Source organism: Moorena producens PAL-8-15-08-1 (assembly GCF_001767235.1).
Taxonomy (GTDB): Bacteria; Cyanobacteriota; Cyanobacteriia; order Cyanobacteriales; family Coleofasciculaceae; genus Moorena; species Moorena producens_A.
Genome location: NZ_CP017599.1, coordinates 5,107,501 through 5,125,901 on the forward strand (window position 1 = coordinate 5,107,501; position 18,401 = coordinate 5,125,901).

The 18,401-nt window shown below is 42.9% G+C and carries 17 protein-coding genes (1 of these 17 running past the window's edge); 7 read left to right on the forward strand and 10 right to left on the reverse strand.

Features of this window, described 5'->3' with window-relative positions; genetic code table 11:
- A protein-coding gene (gene ribBA / locus BJP34_RS18725) for a bifunctional 3,4-dihydroxy-2-butanone-4-phosphate synthase/GTP cyclohydrolase II (RefSeq protein ID WP_149031049.1) crosses the window boundary here: on the reverse strand, window positions 1–433 show its 5' end (the start). The gene continues 1,247 nt to the left of window position 1, outside the view; the window shows 433 of its 1,680 coding nt (coding positions 1–433); it begins with the start codon at window positions 431–433; its stop codon lies off the left edge, out of view.
- 810 nt (window positions 434–1,243) lie between these two features.
- On the opposite strand from ribBA, the gene argC reads away from it, so the two are divergent.
- Window positions 1,244–2,302: an N-acetyl-gamma-glutamyl-phosphate reductase gene (argC, locus tag BJP34_RS18730; RefSeq protein ID WP_070396756.1), complete on the forward strand. Its 1,059-nt coding sequence runs from the start codon at window positions 1,244–1,246 to the stop codon at window positions 2,300–2,302.
- Window positions 2,303–2,573: 271 nt separating this feature from the next.
- On the opposite strand, the gene eno is transcribed toward argC, so the two are convergent.
- Window positions 2,574–3,872: a phosphopyruvate hydratase gene (gene eno / locus BJP34_RS18735; RefSeq protein ID WP_070393646.1), complete on the reverse strand. Its 1,299-nt coding sequence runs from the start codon at window positions 3,870–3,872 to the stop codon at window positions 2,574–2,576.
- A 621-nt stretch (window positions 3,873–4,493) separates the two neighbouring features.
- Between eno and BJP34_RS18740 the strand changes: the two genes are divergently transcribed.
- The 3 genes from BJP34_RS18740 (at window position 4,494) to BJP34_RS18750 (ending at window position 6,995) form a co-directional block, all read left to right on the forward strand.
- Window positions 4,494–5,240, forward strand: coding sequence for a hypothetical protein (locus BJP34_RS18740; protein WP_070393647.1), 747 nt, complete (start codon window positions 4,494–4,496; stop codon window positions 5,238–5,240).
- Complete coding sequence (locus tag BJP34_RS18745; protein WP_229423927.1) at window positions 5,237–5,761, forward strand: hypothetical protein; 525 nt, start codon at window positions 5,237–5,239, stop codon at window positions 5,759–5,761. Before BJP34_RS18740 ends, BJP34_RS18745 begins: the two co-directional genes overlap by 4 nt.
- Before the next feature lie 766 nt (window positions 5,762–6,527).
- Window positions 6,528–6,995: a sterol desaturase family protein gene (locus BJP34_RS18750; protein ID WP_267876312.1), complete on the forward strand. Its 468-nt coding sequence runs from the start codon at window positions 6,528–6,530 to the stop codon at window positions 6,993–6,995.
- A gap of 216 nt (window positions 6,996–7,211) precedes the next feature.
- Here BJP34_RS18750 and BJP34_RS18755 read toward each other — a convergent pair whose 3' ends face one another.
- From BJP34_RS18755 to devC, 6 genes are all read right to left on the reverse strand, one after another.
- The gene (locus tag BJP34_RS18755; protein WP_070393650.1) at window positions 7,212–8,507 is read right to left on the reverse strand and encodes an ABC exporter membrane fusion protein; all 1,296 of its coding nucleotides are present in this window, start codon (window positions 8,505–8,507) and stop codon (window positions 7,212–7,214) included.
- Between the two features lie 11 nt (window positions 8,508–8,518).
- The gene (locus BJP34_RS18760) at window positions 8,519–9,484 is read right to left on the reverse strand and encodes an NAD-dependent epimerase/dehydratase family protein (protein WP_070393651.1); all 966 of its coding nucleotides are present in this window, start codon (window positions 9,482–9,484) and stop codon (window positions 8,519–8,521) included.
- Window positions 9,481–10,602, reverse strand: a complete 1,122-nt coding sequence (locus tag BJP34_RS18765) for a hypothetical protein (RefSeq protein ID WP_149031051.1) — start codon at window positions 10,600–10,602, stop codon at window positions 9,481–9,483. The genes BJP34_RS18760 and BJP34_RS18765 overlap by 4 nt, the downstream gene beginning before the upstream one ends.
- Window positions 10,603–10,796: 194 nt before the next feature.
- A complete protein-coding gene (locus tag BJP34_RS18770) occupies window positions 10,797–12,080 on the reverse strand; it encodes an aminotransferase class I/II-fold pyridoxal phosphate-dependent enzyme (RefSeq protein WP_070393653.1) in 1,284 nt (427 codons plus the stop codon).
- Window positions 12,081–12,104: 24 nt separating this feature from the next.
- A complete protein-coding gene (locus BJP34_RS50485) occupies window positions 12,105–13,190 on the reverse strand; it encodes an ATP-binding cassette domain-containing protein (RefSeq protein ID WP_070393654.1) in 1,086 nt (361 codons plus the stop codon).
- 10 nt (window positions 13,191–13,200) lie between these two features.
- Window positions 13,201–14,373, reverse strand: coding sequence for an ABC transporter permease DevC (gene devC / locus BJP34_RS18780; RefSeq protein ID WP_070393655.1), 1,173 nt, complete (start codon window positions 14,371–14,373; stop codon window positions 13,201–13,203).
- A gap of 564 nt (window positions 14,374–14,937) precedes the next feature.
- On the opposite strand from devC, the gene dtd reads away from it, so the two are divergent.
- On the forward strand, window positions 14,938–15,399 hold the full coding sequence (dtd, locus tag BJP34_RS18785; RefSeq protein ID WP_070393656.1) for a D-aminoacyl-tRNA deacylase: 462 nt from the start codon (window positions 14,938–14,940) through the stop codon (window positions 15,397–15,399).
- 102 nt (window positions 15,400–15,501) lie between these two features.
- Here dtd and BJP34_RS18790 read toward each other — a convergent pair whose 3' ends face one another.
- A complete protein-coding gene (locus BJP34_RS18790) occupies window positions 15,502–15,834 on the reverse strand; it encodes a hypothetical protein (RefSeq protein ID WP_070393657.1) in 333 nt (110 codons plus the stop codon).
- A 395-nt stretch (window positions 15,835–16,229) separates the two neighbouring features.
- On the opposite strand from BJP34_RS18790, the gene gloA reads away from it, so the two are divergent.
- Window positions 16,230–16,658: a lactoylglutathione lyase gene (gene gloA, locus BJP34_RS18795; protein WP_070393658.1), complete on the forward strand. Its 429-nt coding sequence runs from the start codon at window positions 16,230–16,232 to the stop codon at window positions 16,656–16,658.
- 52 nt (window positions 16,659–16,710) lie between these two features.
- On the opposite strand, the gene BJP34_RS43695 is transcribed toward gloA, so the two are convergent.
- Window positions 16,711–16,854: a hypothetical protein gene (locus tag BJP34_RS43695; protein WP_158517302.1), complete on the reverse strand. Its 144-nt coding sequence runs from the start codon at window positions 16,852–16,854 to the stop codon at window positions 16,711–16,713.
- Window positions 16,855–16,956: 102 nt separating this feature from the next.
- Between BJP34_RS43695 and BJP34_RS18800 the strand changes: the two genes are divergently transcribed.
- Window positions 16,957–18,390, forward strand: coding sequence for a carotenoid oxygenase family protein (locus BJP34_RS18800; protein ID WP_070393659.1), 1,434 nt, complete (start codon window positions 16,957–16,959; stop codon window positions 18,388–18,390).
- The last annotated feature ends 11 nt before the right edge of the window (window positions 18,391–18,401 follow it).

Here is an 18,401-nt window from a genome sequence, read left to right on the forward strand (position 1 = left end):
CCTTTCTAGCACGGAGGGGAAAAATGTGACCAGGTCGTCGCAAATCACTGGGTTTGGCTACTGGGTTGATCGCAAACTGGATAGTACGAGCACGGTCTTCAGCCGAGATACCAGTGGTCACCCCTAAGTGGGGTGCTGCATCAATGCTCACGGTAAACGCTGTCTGGTTAGTGTCTGTGTTGTTACTCACCATTAGTGGAAGGTCTAGAGCATCCAATCGCTCTCCTGTCATTGCCAGACAAATCAACCCTCGTGCTTCCACTGCCATGAAATTAATCATGTCAGGGGTAGCAAATTGTGCTGCACAAATTAGGTCTCCTTCATTTTCCCGATTTTCATCATCAACCACCACCACTGGGTGACCTGATTTCAGGTCTGCCAGAGCATCATCAATGCTATCAAACTTATACACATCAGTTTTCGTGGATTCCACTTGTTTGCTGCTTTTGTTTAATTTAATGAATGGGCTTGAAATCAATGGGAGCATGGTCCTAGCTCATTTTCCCAAGTTTGACACTTGACGCTTAGGTGAGATGGGTGCATCTCAATGCCTGAAATTAGGCAAAAATTCCCCCGAAAATTCCCACACTTCCCACACTCCCCCCCCTCCCCAAACTTCCCAAACTTCCCTTCTTTTTTACAAATATTGAGATGCACCCGGTTAGATGTTCTTGGTCACTAGTATAGTCTATAGCTTGTTTTAAGCTGACCGTTAAGGGCTGATAGCTGAATGCTTACGAAATCACAACTGGTCTTGTGGCACTAAGAGCTGATTCCTAAAGTAAATCTTAAGAAGTCTGAAAGCCTTGCTATGATTGTCTTTTGGGTATTAAGTTCATTTGTTCTATGTAATTGCAAGCCTTATCCTACAAGGATTACAGCGAGTTTACGAATCCGCTCTAAAATGTTGCCAATAACTGAGGGATTAGGGTAAACTTAGTCAGTTTTTACGATCCTTTGCTAGGGGATAATTTTTGTTAGTGATCGGATTGACTAACAGATGTGACAACTGCACAAATAGTGCTAAAACAGGACGTAGAAAACTGAGCCACTGTTCGCAAGACAGTGAATGAAAATGCCTGTGGAGATGGTCTGACGGGGACTGAGCTTGTTCTTGGTCTAGTCAAGAGTCCCCCAAGCAGGTGTATACTCAGCCCCAAGGTTGAGAATCTCCCACTGAGCCAGCAATTAGCCATTAGTGGGGGATGATGTCAAAGCTATTACCCTATAGGAAAGGAACATGATGGGGGATTTAGAACGCCTGCCAGTAGGCATAATTGGTGCTTCTGGTTATGGTGGCGTACAACTTGTAAGGCTCTTGATGGATCACCCAGGAGTCGATGTAGTTTATTTGGGTGGAGAAAGCAGTGCTGGCAAGGGATTTGCCGAGCTTTACCCTCATCTAGGCCATCGTGTTAATCTAACCATTGAGCCTATTGACATAAATACTATTGTATCCCGTTGTCAGGTAGTGTTTCTGTCATTGCCTAACGGTTTAGCCCATAAGCTAGCACCATCACTGTTATCAAAAGGATTAAAAGTTCTCGATCTCTCAGCTGACTATCGATTTAGTAAACTGGAGACTTATAAAAGCTGGTACGGTGGAGAGCGCCACGACCAAGAAACCGCTGCTACTGCTGTTTATGGTTTACCCGAACTGTATCGCGATCGCATTTCCTCTGCCGAGTTAGTCGGTTGTCCTGGTTGCTACGTCACAAGCAGCCTGCTCGCCCTTGCTCCCCTGCTCAAACAGGGTCTGATTATTCCAGACACTGCTATTATCGATGCTAAATCTGGCACCTCTGGGGGTGGACGCAAGGCAAAAACCAATCTCTTACTAGCAGAAGCTGACAGCTCTCTAGCCCCTTATGGCGTGACCCATCACCGCCATACCCCAGAAATTGAGCAAATTTGCAGTCATTTAGCCAGTCATGAAGTCAGGGTGCAATTTACACCCCACCTCGTTCCCATGGTACGGGGAATCCTAGCTACCGTTTATGCCACATTGCAGGATCCGGGACTAGTCAGGGAAGATTTATTCACCATTTACACAGCCTTCTACCGCGCCTCTCCCTTTGTCCGCGTGTTACCCAGTGGCACCTATCCCCAAACCAAGTGGGCTTGTGGCACTAATCTTTGTTACATAGGGGTAGAAGTCGATACCCGAACTGACCGAGTTATCGTTATGTCAGTCATCGACAACTTGCTCAAAGGTCAAGCTGGTCAAGCTGTACAGTGCTTGAACCTGATGATGGGTTGGGATGAAACCCTAGGCTTGCCTCAACTGAGTTTTTATCCGTAAATCGGTTGTGGGACGGATGTGCAGAAGATACCAGAAGTAGGGGGAGATAGGAAAAAACCATTCCTCCTAAACTCCCCACCAAATCACCTTGGCCTATTGACCACCCGTGCGCGTTCAACCTTCAACCTTGAACCTTGAACCTTGAACCTTCAACCTTGAACCTTCAACCTTCAACCTCCAACCTTAAACCTCCTAACCTTCAACCTTAAACCTTAAACCTTAAACCTTAAACCTTAAACCTTCAACCTTCAACCTCCTAACCTCCTAACCTTCAACCCTGACACAGGGGTCCCATGCCACAAGTTCCAGCATAAATGGCGCGATCGCCTAATTCATCTTCAATCCGCAGCAACTGGTTATACTTAGCCACCCGTTCACTACGGCACAGTGAACCTGTTTTAATTTGACCGGCACGAGTAGCAACGGCTAGATCAGCAATGGTAGTATCTTCAGTTTCCCCAGAACGGTGACTAATCACAGAACGGAAACCGTTGCGAGTAGCTAAGTCAATGGTTTCAAGAGTTTCGGTCAAGGAACCAATTTGATTGAGCTTAATCAAGATCGAGTTACCCGCACCGACATCAATACCTTTTTGTAGCCTGGTGGGATTGGTAACAAATAGGTCGTCACCCACTAACTGAATGCGGGAACCGAGTTTTTCAGTAAGTAACTGCCAATTACTCCAATCCTCTTCGTGGAGTCCATCTTCAATAGAAACAATGGGGTATTGCCCCACCAACTCAGCTAGATAGTTAACAAACTCCTCTGGGGAGTGAGATGCCCCATCATAGACATACTGAGCATCTTTGTAGAACTCGCTCGCGGCCACATCCATGGCTAAAGCGATTTGTTCCCCTGGCTTATACCCAGATGTTTCTATAGCGGCAATCAATAAGTCTAGGGCTTCTTTATTTGACCCCAAGTTGGGAGCAAAGCCACCTTCATCTCCCACACCGGTAAGCAATTTTTTCTCTTTCAATACCTTAGCCAAGGCGGCAAAAACCTCAGCTCCCCAGCGCAGAGCCTCTCGAAATGACTGGGCTCCCACTGGCACAATCATGAATTCCTGAAAATCTACATTATTATCCGCATGAGCACCACCGTTGATAACATTCATCAACGGAACTGGTAGTAGATTAGCTAGTGGTCCACCTAAGTAGCGGTAGAGGGGTAGTCCTTTACTAGCCGCTGCCGCTTTAGCTGTAGCTAGAGAAATCGCTAGGATGGCATTTGCTCCCATATTCTTTTTGTTGGCCGAACCATCCCGACGAATCATCTTGTGGTCAAGCAACATTTGGTTGAGAGCATCGTTTTCCAATAGCTCCGGGCCGAGTTTTTCTTTGATATTCGATACTGCCTTGAGTACCCCTTTACCACCGTAGCGACGGGGATCATTATCTCGTAATTCATGGGCTTCAAAAGTACCAGTAGAAGCACCACTGGGAACTTGGGCAATTCCCACGGCACCGCTAACAAGGCGCACTTGGGCTTCTACTGTTGGACGTCCACGAGAATCTAATATCTCTCTGGCATCAATTGCCGCAATTGCAGTTTCTGATTTAGTCAACATGCTTTTTCCTCTAATTCTGTAAAGATTGCAACTGCCTTAATCGTTAAATCGCCCTAGGATAAGAAAGGCCTTGGCCGTTGGCCACGCTACGCGAACAGAACGTTACTTGTTTTCAATCTCCTAGTTAATCAATCATGTCAGCCATCTCAGCTCTTAGGAGCTGTGAGCTATCCGCTGTCTTGATGCAGTCGCTCATGGGGGGAACCCCCAAGACCGTAATGGTGCGTTTTCCGCATTAAGAATTAAATTCGCCACGGGTCGCACCTCTGCATCGCTATTAGCTATCAGTTATGAGCCATGGTTGAAAAGCTGACTCCTTGGTGCTGATAACTGGGTGCTGATAACTTAATGCTTACGATGAGAGTGTGCCACTTTAAGGTTTGGAACATCAACAGTACACAGTTTTCTATACCTAGAGTATTGTTGATATAATCGCCCTAAATGTTTCCACCATACTAATGGTGATATGGCTCACGAAAATTGCTGAAAATAATCACAATTATTTTAGAGTTGGCTCACAAATAACTAAAATTATTTTAAATAAGCTAGGGGAAGACTAGTTAAGATGACTAGAGTTTCAGGACTCTTACTGAGCTGTTGTTAAGGGCAATAATATACTATATGACTTCCTCCCCACTTCAGAAATTTGTATTTAGGCCAGCATTGATTTCAGCAACAGTATTTGCTGCGCTGACGTTACCCGTAGGCTGGTTCGGTGCTCAGCCATTATCCATTAAAGTACAGGAGGAGCAACTATACTACGGTAATGTGCGAGATGCGGCAACGCCTTACCTGACCTTAGCAACGGTGATTAGCCTAGGAGCTGGTATGGCCAGTGTTGCCATAGCAGGATGGCAACAGTCTGCTCAACAGTCATCTCAACTTCAGTCACAGCTATCAGATCTAGCACAACAAATTCAGAAAAAGGAAGAATTATTAGAAAAACTTAGGCTTTCAGAATCCCAGCAGAACCTTCCTCAACACAAGCCTTTAGAAAATAAGATCGAGAATCAGACATCGCCACAGCAGCCAATTAACTATACCGTCTATACTAGTTCTAGCTTCCAGTCAAACCGTGAACCACTGGTGACTAAGACTGGGTCGAGAGAAAATCAACCAGTAGCTAAATCTGCGGTAAAGGTGCCAGCGAAAACCGGTGAGTACACGGGATTGGCCGTTGGCCACGCTACGGGAACGCATCCTGGTGTGGGTAATGCTCAAACCCATACTGGTCTTAAATCCTATTCTGAAGTAGTATCATTACCATCGGAAGATATTCAGCAACTTGAAAGTCAGCTGCAACAGGTCAAAGCTCAGATGAAAGCGATGCAAAAGGTTTTGCACAAGAAACACTTTGTGTCTACTTGAACACTAATGTTATGTCTAGCCCATCACCCATCGACCCCCAAACCCCATCGGGATTGGCCGTTGACCACGCTAAGCAATCAGAATTCGAGCTAAATCTGCTTAAACAGGAATATTTTTTCCTGCAAACTACTGTAGAAGATTACAACAAACAAATCTGGGTGATTAAAGCCTTGGGGATTACGGCCACTGGTGTGGTTGTGCGCATGGTCCTAAAAGAGAAAGACAATAGCATCGCCCTGATTGGCTGTGCTATTCCCCTGTTCTTCTGGATTCTGGAAAGTCAATGGAAACACTTCCAGCGCGGTTTCTATCCCCGTTTGGTACAAATTGAAGAAATTTTGACTCAGGAGTGTAATTTGCGCAGCCCAGCTATTTTCACTGGCTGGAGTCGTACCTTTAAGCGCAGTAATACTCCCAAACGTCAAGGCTATCTTTGGGATGGTTTATTAAACCGTAGCGTTTGCATTACTTATCTGTTAGAAATTGCCTTTCTTTTGGTATTATCGTTAATTAGGTTTTAGTAATTCTGGGTATAGCGAACCTTGTGTGCTAGCACGTCTCATGCTTGTTGAGTTACAAAAAATGAAGTCAAAAGTGCTCAAAAGCTTATCTGGAGAGAGATAAGCTTTTGTTTCTGGCAATTGTATGAAGCAAAATTATGCCTGGCAAACATTTCCTGGAGTACCGTAAAATTGTTAAAGATCGAATTGAAGCACAACTGCCTGAGATTTTGGCTGAGAAGGAATCTAAAAAAAAGTTGAGCTAGAGGAGTCTAGTGATTCTGACTTCTGACTTCTGACATTCTGACTGGAATTAAATCATCCGGCAAAACAAGGGGCATCAGCCGTGATATATATAATTTTCCATGAATGTCCGGTTGATGGTTACTGTTAACAATGAAGAATACATCGGGTTGATCGTGCTAGCCTAATAAAGGCTTTTTATTCTATAGTACTGTTGCTTAAACAACAGACGTAATCATTATATAGCAATTATAAATCAATGGTTATAATAGGAGTCGTAACTATTTATAGCAAGTCTTATACCCATGAGGTACAAATCTCTGGGTTTTAGGGAGCAGGGAGCAGGGAGCAGGGAGCAGGGAAGAGGGAAGAGGTAAGAGGGAAGAGGGAAGAGGGAAAAAATAATGTGTACCTCATAGCTATGATAAACGCTATATTTCTATACCAAATATGTGTAATATATAATTCTTAATGGCTATATATAACAATAATCATTGTCTAAATTAGGAAGATGAGTAATATGAATTTACTTACTGTATTAATAATGGTAGTGACCGGTTTTATTTTCGCGAGTTTTGTTGAATACTGGATACATCGCTTGATGCATTTTTCCCATAAAATTGGAGAACGTCACCGGGATCATCATCGTCGTAATGAAGGACAAGGGGTACTCTGGGAGTTCCGAGACTATATTAAAGGCTCTTTGATTATCTTATGTCCAATGTTTTTTATTTCTTGGTCAGCGGGAATAGGCTGGTTTTTGGGCGGTCTAATTTATGCAGCTTTTTCCGCTTATGCCCATCAGTTACAGCATGATAATCCCACCAAATGTTTTTGGATGAAAATGCCTGTTCATTATGTTCACCATCAGTATAATATGTGGCACCATAACTTTGGTTTAGGCGTAGACTGGTGGGATCATGTGTTCGGTACTTATCAGTCGGTCGAATGGCTCACTGAAGAAGTATTGAATCAACCGGAACGAGGATTTATAGAACTTAGGTGGAAGTAAGGGAATTCATATATAGCAATTATCAGGACGAGTGAGGTACAAATTTATAGGTTTTAGGGAGCAGGGAGCAGGGAGCAGGGAATAGTCAAGAGGAAAGAGGCAAGAGGCAAGGGGGGAAAAATAATGTGTACTTCATAGCTATGATAAACGCTATAGTTCATAGTAGAATAGACTATGATTATTACTTCATAAAAACTTGCTACAAATTCTTGATCATTAGTTGGAAGTATCAATCACCACCTTAACCTGTAAGTTCGTTAAGCCTGCAACTTTATGATTATCTTCTGAGTTAAGGCGAATTTTAACCTCTACAACTCTAGCATCCACGTCAACTACAGGGTTAGTACTAAACACCTCTTTTTTACCAATTTGCAAACCAATCTGATCTACAATACCGTTTAATTCCCCTGGAAAACCATCGCTAGTAATTGTTGAGCGCTGACCCAGACGAACTTTACTGATATCCGTTTCATAAACTTCTGCTTTCACATACATCTGCTCGGTTCGACCCAGTTCAACAATTCCCTGATCACTGACAATTTCTCCCGGCCAAGTGTGAATTTTCAGAATCTGACCGGTTCTTGGAGATCGCACATAGGCTAAGTCTAGCTCTGCCTGAGCCTGTTGAACCCCAACCATCGCATCTTCTAGTTCAGCTTGGGCAAGCACTACGTCTACAGCACGAACTTCTGCAATTTGGTTGAGGGTCGCTTTAGCTTCAGTCTGCTGCTGTTGAATAGTGTTGATCGTTCTCTGGAGATTGGCTTGAGCTTCTTTGATTTGTTCTTGACCACTATCTACAATCTGCTTAAAGGTAACTTCTGATTCAATGACAAGCTTGTGAGCTGTTTCCTTTTCTAAGCACTTTAGGTCACGGTCGGAAGCGGTTACCGCACCATCAATATGTAATCTTTCAAAGCGATCGCATTCAGTTTGAGCATGACGCAACTCCGCTTTTAAACGCTCGATGGTTGCTTGTTGAGCTGCTGTTTTCCCTTTTAAATCAGCTTCTAAACCCTCGATGGTTGCTTGTTGAGCTGCGGTTTGACCCTGTAGTTCTGCTTGTAAATTTTCAATTCTTGCCCTCTGGGCATTAATCTGCCCTGCTTTGGCTCCCGCTTTCACTTGTTCCAGACGAGCTTGGGCAATTTTTACTTGTGTCTTGGCTCTTTCTAGGGCTGCTGAGAGGCGCTTATGGCTATCGAGAATCGCAACTATTTGCCCTGGTTTTACTTGCTCTCCCTGTTTTACAAGTAGTTGAGCAACCCGCGCACCTTCTGCTAAAACAGTGCCCGACAGATGAATAACTTCTCCTTCAGGTTCTAAAAACCCTAAGGCAGCAACAGCATTGAGCTGTACTACAGTTTCTGAATCCGGAGGCAAAACCCTTGTAACACTTTTCTGAGAATATCGGAAGTTGTAGACCAAGAATATGCTCAAGGGCAAAGCGATCGCAAATGCTAGCAAGGCACGCCACAAACCTCTTTGTTGATCAGAATAATTGAATTTCATTTAAGAGAAAATTAATTGTCTTGAGATCTGACTAGTTCTCCTAATGTTTCCGATATAGAGCGAGGTTGCCAACCCAGTTCTTGCCCTGCTTTGGTGGCTTTAACTCGAACACAGCGATCATAAATGTAGTGAACGCGCTCTCCACTAATGGGGGGATTCCAAGCAAATAAATTGCCGATGGGGTCCAGTAGGCTACCTACTAGCCTCACTACAGGTTCTGGAGGTTCAGCGGGAATGGGAATACCAGTCTTTTGAGAGAAAATTTTAAACATTTCCCGGGTTGTTAGATCCCCAGCGGATATTATATAGTGCTCTCCTGGTCTACCTTTTTCTGGGGCAAGAATCATGCCATTGACTAGGTCATCTACATGAACTATGCCCGTAATGCGATCGCCTCCTGGCCACAACTTCAATCGCCTTTTGAGAAATAGCTGAATTACCGGTCCAAAATGGGGGTCATCAACGCCTAAGATACCAGAAGGCATGATACTAACAACGGGTAAACCTTGCTGGAAATATTGATCGACCAACTGTTGAGCTTGGTATTTCGTGCGATCGTAGGCAGAAGAAAAGTCCTGTTGAGTTCTGTCAAAGGTTTCATCCACCACCTGACCTTGGGTATCTCCAAAAACGCCAATGGTGCTGCAATAGACCATTTTCGAGACCCCAGCAGCTTGGGCTACTTCTAATACAGCGCGGGTTCCTTCTACATTTACCCGTTCCATCTCCGCTTCATTGACTAATCCCAAGTCTACATAAGCCGCTGTGTGGAATACTGTATCTACATCGGCGATCCCTTCTTGTAAAACCTGCTTGTTGGTAATATCACCATACACTAGCTCTAGATCGCAGTTGGCGAGGCGGGATAAATTACTGGATTTACGCACTAAACCCTTGACAAGATAACCTTGTTGCTGTAATTCTTTTACCAAATGAGAGCCGGTAAATCCATTTGCTCCTGTTACAAATGCTTTCATAGTGATTTTTCATAAATGCGGTAAGTCTTATAAATTTTGCCCCCTGCGGCCTCAATCAGCTTACGGGAGGAATAGTTATCTTCCCATACCCAAGAAAGTTCCGCTCTTTGATAGGGTTTATTCTTTTGAATACTTCCCTGCATTCCTAAATAAATCAGGGCTAAAGGCACCATTTTTCGGCGATACTCTGGTAAAGAACACATGGCAATGACTCGGAGTTCATTAATCTGACGGCGATACCAAAGAAACTTGAGCATACCTAGCCAGTTGAGTTTACCATTGACCTGTTTTAGGGCAATATTGTAGTTCGGTAACCCCATCCAAAAGCCGATCATTTTGCCGTTATCTTCCGCAACTGGAAAAAGGTCTGGATCGACTAACTGTTGTAAATCCTTTGCTTCTTCGATAAATTCCTCTTCACTACGGGGAGTAGAACTCCAATTATTCGCAAAAGCTTTAGTAAATAAACCATAGATACTGCGACAATCTTGTTCAAATACCCGATCTTTGAGATGGATGGGGCGGAAAGTAATGCCAGATTTACAAGCAATTTTATAGGCTTTATCAAACTTATGGGGGAGAGGATTATCTAAGGGAAAATCATAAGCATAGGCATCTTTAGCTTTTGGCCAGCCAGCCTTTTCCATAAATTCTCCATAGTAGGAGGGATTATAGGGCATCATTATGATTGGCGGCGAATCAAAACCATCCACGAGGAAGAGGCAATTATTATGAATAGAGAGGTCTATTGGCCCCCGGATCGCAGTCATGCCGCGATCTCGCAACCATTGGCAGGCTGTTTCTAAGAGTGCTTGGGCAATTTCAAAGTTTTCAACGCATTCAAAATAACCAAACAATCCTATTGGTTTGCCTTCTTTTTCAATCAGTCTTTGATTCACCGCCGCAACAATACGCCCCACGGTTTGCCCTTCTGAAATGGCAATAAACGGTTGTAGCTGGCCGTATTGAGAAAAAGGGCTATTGGGAGATAATTGTTTGGCAATGCTACTACGTAGAGGTTGTACCCAGTTGGGATCGTTTTGATAGATCCTGGCTGGTACATCCAGAAAAGCTTTCTTTTCAGCAGGCGTAGTAACGGTAAGTATGTTGTAAGTCATAGAGCATGGGGCATCTTGGAACGATGAACGATGAACGATGATTTAAACATGCCTAATATAGCGTCTAATTTGAATCGTTAAATTACTCAAGGGAGCAGTCATAGGATTAAGAATTAAGAATTAAGAATTAAGAATTAAGAATTAGTGAGCACCTTAAATTAGTGAGCACCTGTTTCACCAATCAATTACAATTGCTATATTGCTATATTTTTAGGCTGATATAAAGCATTCCTTGTTGCTACCATCCCTGCGACAAGATGCTCAAGTTCCTCCTGGGTATGAAGAGCGTTGGCAGTAATGCGGAGGCGGGGTTTGGCTCTATACCAAATTGGGGATACCCAAATGCCGTGGTTTTCGATTAGGTGAGAGGCAAAAAGCTTGGGATTGAGTTCTGGAGGTAAAAATACTGGAATGACCTGGGTTTCTCCCATAGTAGTAAATTCATTCTTTGCCAAGAGCGATCGCAGATAACGAGTATTTGATTGAAGCTTTTGCACTAACTGCGGGTTTTGCCTAACTTGACGGATAGCTTCTAAAGCAGCAGCAGTGGTTGGCGCGGGGAGAGAAATAGTACCGATGGAAGTCGGACAAACATCCAATAGGTCAATTAATTCACGAGAATGGCTGCTAATTGCTGCCCCTGCTGAAGCGCCAAATTTGGAGAAGGTGGTCATTATTATTGGTACTATTCCCCGGTCAAGTACTTCCTGGGGGGTAATGCCGAAGTGGTCGTAGATTCCTCCTCCACTAGCTCCAAGTGCCCCACTACCATGGGCTTCATCCATTACTATCACGCTGCCAGGGTAATTTTCCAACAGGTCGAGCATCTCTGGCAAGGGTGCAATATCCCCTTCCATAGAGAAGACTGCATCAGAAATTACCATAATCCTATCGTTGGGCTGGGCATAACGTCGTAACTTACGAGCTAAATCAGCCCCATCGCAGTGGCGATAAGGTTTGACTCGAACATTGGTACTATGGTTAACAACTTTACCGGAAAGGTTTTTAGCATTGACTAAAGCGGAGACGATGCAACCGTGGTTGAGGACATCTGTCAGAATCAAGGTTTCTCTGGTATTGCTAAAACCAGGCACTGGTGCTGCCAAGTGACAGAAACCATCAATTAAAGCCTGGATTGCCATCCAAGCATTGACAAATAGATGGGTATGGGGCAAGCCCTTAAAAGCAGAAATTTCTTGTTCTAGCTGACGATGTAGTTCAATACGACCGCTCAAGGTAGGACAAGAACTATTAGAGGTACCGTAATGGAGAATGGCATCGATCGCTGCTTGCTTGACGGCTTCTGATTGTACTAAACCTAAAATATCGTTAGTGCAAAAGGTAAGAACCTTATGGCGAATGCCCGTAGCTTCTTGTTCTATTTCAACTAGATTTCCTTGTTTTTGGTAACAAATATATTGGTCGGGATATATACCATGGTTGTAAAGACCCTGCATATACTCTTGGACAACTTTCATGATTAATATTCCTCTTTAATTATTTTAAACTTTAAACTTACTGAGACGTTGAAACATTTGGTAATTAATTACAGCGTTCGTTAATTTTGACTCATAAATCATTTTCAGAAAAGTTTCCTGATCTATGACCATAACTTTCGCTTCTGAGTCAGAGGTGACGCGGACATTTTCTATACATTTTTCGCCTTTGAGCAGACCAATTTCGCCAAAGAAATTACCTCGCTCTAACCGTTCCAGCACAATAGCTTCCGAGTCGTCGTTCTTGTTAATTACCTCGACCGTCCCTTCTATAAGGATGTAGAATTCTTTGGCAGGATACCCCTGTCCAATAATGGTTAAGCCAGGTTCATAAGTACGCAGTTCTATGTTCGATGCAATCTCAGTTAATTGTTTGTCTGTCAGGGTTGGCAGTATTAAGGAGAGTTCCTCGACGTATCCTATTCCTAACTGACCATCTTTAATCCGCACAATCCGATCGGCAAGATCCAGAATCCGGTTGTTGTGAGTGACGATTAAAACAGCACTACCTTGTTGTTTGGCAAGACCCTGAATTAGTTCTACCACCTCTCGACCTGTTTTACTGTCTAGGGCAGCAGTTGGTTCGTCTGCTAATATTAATTTAGGCCGGTGGACTAAGGCACGAGCGATCGCCACTCGTTGTTTTTGGCCTCCTGAAAGTTCTCTAGGGTAGGCGTTTAGTCGGTGTTCTAAACCAACTTTTTTAAGTAAAGCTTCACTTTTAAGACGAGCTTGCTCAGGATCAAAGTTTTTTTGTAGTTCTAGGGATACTTGTACATTCTGGCAGATAGTCATAAAATCAAACAAATTGAAATGTTGAAAAACATAGCCAAGATTACGACGCAAATTAATCAATTGAGATTGACCAGCACCACGCAATTCTTGACCCAATATTTTCAAACTACCCTCTTGGACAGAACGCAAACATCCAATCAAGGATATTAAGGTGGTTTTTCCCGATCCAGATTCTCCAGTCAGGAATAGAGTTTCTCCTACCTTGATAGTTAAGTTAATATTAAATATTACCTGTCTGCGTCCTCTCCCTTCTTGGTAATAATGATTAAGATTTTGAATAGCAACAACATTCTCCATGGAAGTCAGTTTAGCTGAAAATATCGGCAGGATCTGCTTCTTTTAGCTTTCTGACAGCAATTAAACCAGAAGTGAAACAGATTAAACAGATCAGTAACAAAACAGCGATCGCCACACTGAATGTCATTTCAAACTTCAGACTTGTATCTTTAGCAAGCTGTTCGTACATAAAACCCGATAAAATCAATCCTGGAATATATCCTAAAATGGCCAAAATCAATGTTTGTTCTAATACAATCATTACCAGGGAATTGTGACTATGACCAATTGCTTTTAATGTAGCATAGTCTTTGATAAATTTTGATATTTTTTGATATAAAATTTGATATAGAATAATAGTTCCTACAATAATAGCACCGCTTAGACCAAAGCGAAAAATCAACCCCACCGGGGAACCGTATTCATAAAAATCCTTTTCTTTAGTAATTAACTCTGATTTGGATAACATTTTTACATCATTAGGAAAATAATTTTCCATTTTAGAAATAAGTTTCTGGGTGTCTACTCCTGGCTTCAGGTTAATTAATCCCAAATTTATTTCTTCTCTATTTCTCCCAAATATATTAAAAAAATTTGAATCGCTAGTAATGACAGTACCATTGAATGTAGTGTTAGCACCTAACTGGAATAATCCGATAACTTCTATTTTTTTTAAGCCATAATTAGTTTTTATTTCTGTAATCGCTTTTCCTTGGTTCTTGATATCAGATACTACTGGATCTAATTCTGGTCGAGATTTTTCATCTAATAAAAACGCATTATCAAGTTTTAATTTATCTATATTATCTTCTATTCCTGGTAAATCAATCACTGAGGATGTCACAGGAAAGCCAATGACCTGAATTCTTTCTATAAAAACTGCTTTGTTTTTAGGATTTTTCCACAATATGATGGACATGTATATGGGGGTAACTGATTCTACTTCTTTAAAGGCTAAAGCTTGATATAAACGGCGTTCAGAAAAAGTCACTGGTTTAAGAACAGTAGTAGTTGAAGCACTCATTAAAAAAACTTCACTCTGAAAACTAGAAGGAAGTTGAACCAGACTTTCTAAAAAACCAGAGCGAAACCCGATTTGCATAAAGAGTAGAATAGCAGTGAAAGCAATTCCCAGGATAGCTGCTATTGTTTGTCCTTTCTGGTATTGTAGTTGCAGCCAAGCTATGGGAATTTTCTTAAACATAGTATAACGGTTTTCAATTAGGATTAGGTGAGGTGCAAATCTGTTTTCGGGAACAGGTCATAGATAATAATAAATAAAACTAAATATATGTAGCTCATAGCTATAAGCAACACTATCTATTTTAGGCCATCATAAATGATGATATATCAAGATTGCAGACAAAGCAATTGATATAACTTATATTTTTTGTTAAAAAAATCTATTTTTTAAAAAAAGATAAATAGTTTCTGTGAATTTATTTTTAGATAAGGAATTTTATATAAGAACTTTAATAAAGCTTGATGGCACCACAATCAGATTTATTATTTCAGTTTACAACCGTGGCTATACAGGGCAAATCAATATTAAATAGTATAAAATTTAACAGATTTAAATTTAACAAGAGTACCAAAAATCTACAATCGACCGGTTAATTGTCAACAAGCCCGATTCATCAGAAAATTGAGTTAATTAGATTTTGTCTGTTAAAATTTATACCAAATTAGATGCTTTTACCCGGCAGTACGTGGTTGAATAGTTTTGTCAGTCAACCAGCATCTAATGACTCACTTAGCAGTTAAGACTATGCGCGTAATCATCCAACGAGTCAAATCCTCTCAAGTCGAAGTAGACAGAAGAGTTATTGGGAAAATAGGGCGAGGGCTTAACCTACTAGTCGGTATTGCGGATACTGATACGGAAGCTGAATTAGACTGGATGGTGCGAAAGTGTCTAGATTTAAGGCTATTTCCAGACGAGACTACTGGTAATGACCGTTGGGAAAAGTCGGTGCAGGATATAGGTGGTGAGCTATTGGTGGTTAGCCAGTTTACCCTTTATGGAGATTGTCGCAAAGGACGCCGCCCTTCCTTTAGTCAGTCCGCTGCTCCAGAATACGCTAGGGCACTATATCAACTATTTGTAGATAAGTTACGGATGAGTGGGTTGCGGGTAGAAACTGGTGAGTTTGGTGCGATGATGGATGTTTCTATAGAAAATGATGGTCCTGTGACACTGTTGTTGGAGAAAGAAGCATTAGTAAGGTAAGGGAATAGGGAATAGGGAATAGGGAATAGGGAACAGGGAGTGTGGGAAGTTTGGGGAGATGGGGAGATGGGGAGATGGGAAACATTGTCTTGATGCAGTCGCTCATGGGGGAAACCCCCAAGACCGCGCTGCATCGCTTTTATAGCGTTTATCATACTGACGAGGTACAGTAAATTTTCGTCTTACACCGACTCCCGATTCCCGACTCCCGACTCCCGACTCCCTACAAGTCAATGGAATAATAATCCAAACGACCAAGTCTGTTTGTGGCTGCTGCGACTTGATGGTTTGCACCATCAGGCCAAAATCAAACAGCATAGGAGTTGCTTGCTGCTGCTTGCGCTTACGGTCTTCGACATCGGTGAGGGTATAAAGGTGCCACCATTGGGCGTACTCTTTATGGATTGATGCTAGATAGGAATCCCAAGTGACCATCTTAAAGGTTGAAGGTTAATTGGTTGAAGGTTGAAGGTTGAAGGGAGCAGGGAGTAGGGAGTAGGGAGTAGGGAATCGGGAATCGGAAGTGGGAAAATGCGATCGCTAAATGAACTGTAGAATAATCAACTCTATTCTAGACACAAGAAGCTCGTAAACTCTGCCAGGTCTAGTAGAGAGACCTCCAAACCAGAAGTAAGCATTCAGTTTATGCCCATAGCGGAAGCTACTTGAAGTGCTTTTCAATAAAATAAGCTGACCGCTGACCCCTGACCGCTGAATGCTTACAGGATTTTTTCCCTACTCCCTACTCCCTACTCCCTACTCCCTGCTCCCTTTTACAACTGCTATACAATAGAACCGAATTGACTGATTCAAGAGGAGACACTAAGCTAATGCGAATGCTACACACAATGCTGCGAGTCGGCAATCTTGAGGAATCGATCAAGTTTTACTGCGATGTCCTAGGCATGAAGCTGCTCCGTCAGAAGGACTTTCCAGGGGGAAAATTTACCTTAGCATTTGTAGGCTACGGGGATGAATCTGACAACACGGTTATTGAACTAACCTATAACTGGGGGGTTGATCAGTACAACATCGGGGATGCTTTCGGTCATATTGCCCTTGGTGTAGACGATATCTACCAAACCTGCGACCAAATTAAATCCCTTGGTGGTAAGGTAGTGCGAGAGCCAGGACCGATGAAGCACGGTTCAACAGTGATTGCTTTTGTGGAAGACCCGAGTGGATACAAGATTGAACTGATCCAGCGCAAAGATCAGGAGTCTGCCGAGAAACCAGAAGCGACAGCAGTTGCTGGGTAATAACTATAGGGAATCGGGAGTCGGGAATCGGGAGTCGGGAATCGGGGTAAGACTAAAATTTACGGCGTTTGAATAGGAGTAGAGTGGGCATCCTGCCCGCCCGCAAATAACCATGAAACTGGCAAGATGCCAGTTCCACCCAAGATGCCCATTCCACCTCACTATAAAAATGTTTCCCATCTCCCCATCTCCCCATCTCCCTATCTCCCTATCTCCCTATCTCCCCATCTCCCCATCTCCCTATCTCCCCATCTCCCCACACTCTTCCCTGTTCCCTGTTCCCTGTTCCCTTTAAAACATGATCCCTCAAGCATCTACAACAAAAGGCTGGGCGAATGCGATCGCAAAACCGGCAACTGAATTTCCGCCTACTGCCCTCCCGGTCATCTCTGGCAAAATCCCAGAAGGGTTGCGAGGTTCTCTGTATAGAAATGGTCCTGCACGGTTACAGCGAGGTGGTGTACCGGTTGGACATTGGTTTGATGGTGATGGAGCAATTTTAGCAGTACATTTTACCCCTGCTGGTGCCACAGGAGTTTATCGCTACGTCCAAACCTCTGGCTATCAAGCAGAAGCTGCTGCTGACAAATTACTGTACCCCAACTATGGCATGACAACACCAGGACCAATCTGGAAACGCTGGGGTAAGCCAGTTAAAAATGCTGCCAATACCTCAGTGCTACCATTACCAGATAAATTGTTAGCCCTATGGGAAGGTGGTTATCCCCATGCCTTAGACCTCCAGACCTTAGAAACCAGAGGCACTGATGACTTATCTGGTCTAGGCAAAGGAGCAACCTTTTCTGCCCATCCCAAGATTGATCCCAAAACTGGAGAGATTTTCAACTTTGGACTGACTGCTGAACTTAATAGCAGACTCAACATTTACAAAAGCAACTCCACTGGCAAAATTATCCAACAAGGGTCAGTACAGCTAGAGGGTTTGCCCTTCATCCATGATTTTGTTCTGGCAGGGCCGTATCTAGTATTTTTTGTACCCCCAGTGCGAGTGAATTTCCTAAAAGTAGCTCTAGGTTGGTGCAGCTATGGTGATGCTATGGAGTGGCACCCAAATAAGTCAACCCAAATTATTATTGTAGATTGTGACAGCCTTAGTGTAGTCAGTCGTGGTGAAGCTGAACCCTGGTATCAGTGGCACTTCAGCAATGGTTATGTGGACAACGATGGCTTGATCGTGATTGATTTTGTCCGTTATGCCGACTTTCAGACCAATCAGTATTTGAAAGAAGTTGCCACTGGTGAAACTAAAACCAAAGCGAAAGGAACCCTGTGGCAAGCCCGAATCAATCCTGACACTGGTCAGGTTGTGCAGTTACAACAGTTGTTCGATAGAAGCTGTGAATTTCCTGTGGTGCCGCAACAGCGAGTAGGACAATACTCACCTCATACTTATTTATCTGTACATCGCGAAGTGGTCGATATTAGTAAAGAATTATTGGGTGCAATTGGATGTTTTGACCACAAAACTGGCACCTTGATTGTGGCTGATTTAGGGGAAAATCGCTATCCCTCAGAACCAGTCTATGCACCGGATAGCCTGAATCCTGACCAGGGTTGGATATTAACAGTTGTGTATGATGGAAATTCTGATAGTAGTGAAGTTATGGTATTTGGTAGAAACACGATAACCCTAAATGAAGAACCGATATGTCGTCTGGGATTACCAAAAGTTATCCCCTTCAGCTTTCATGGTCAGTGGAAATCCAGGTAGTTACCTTTTAA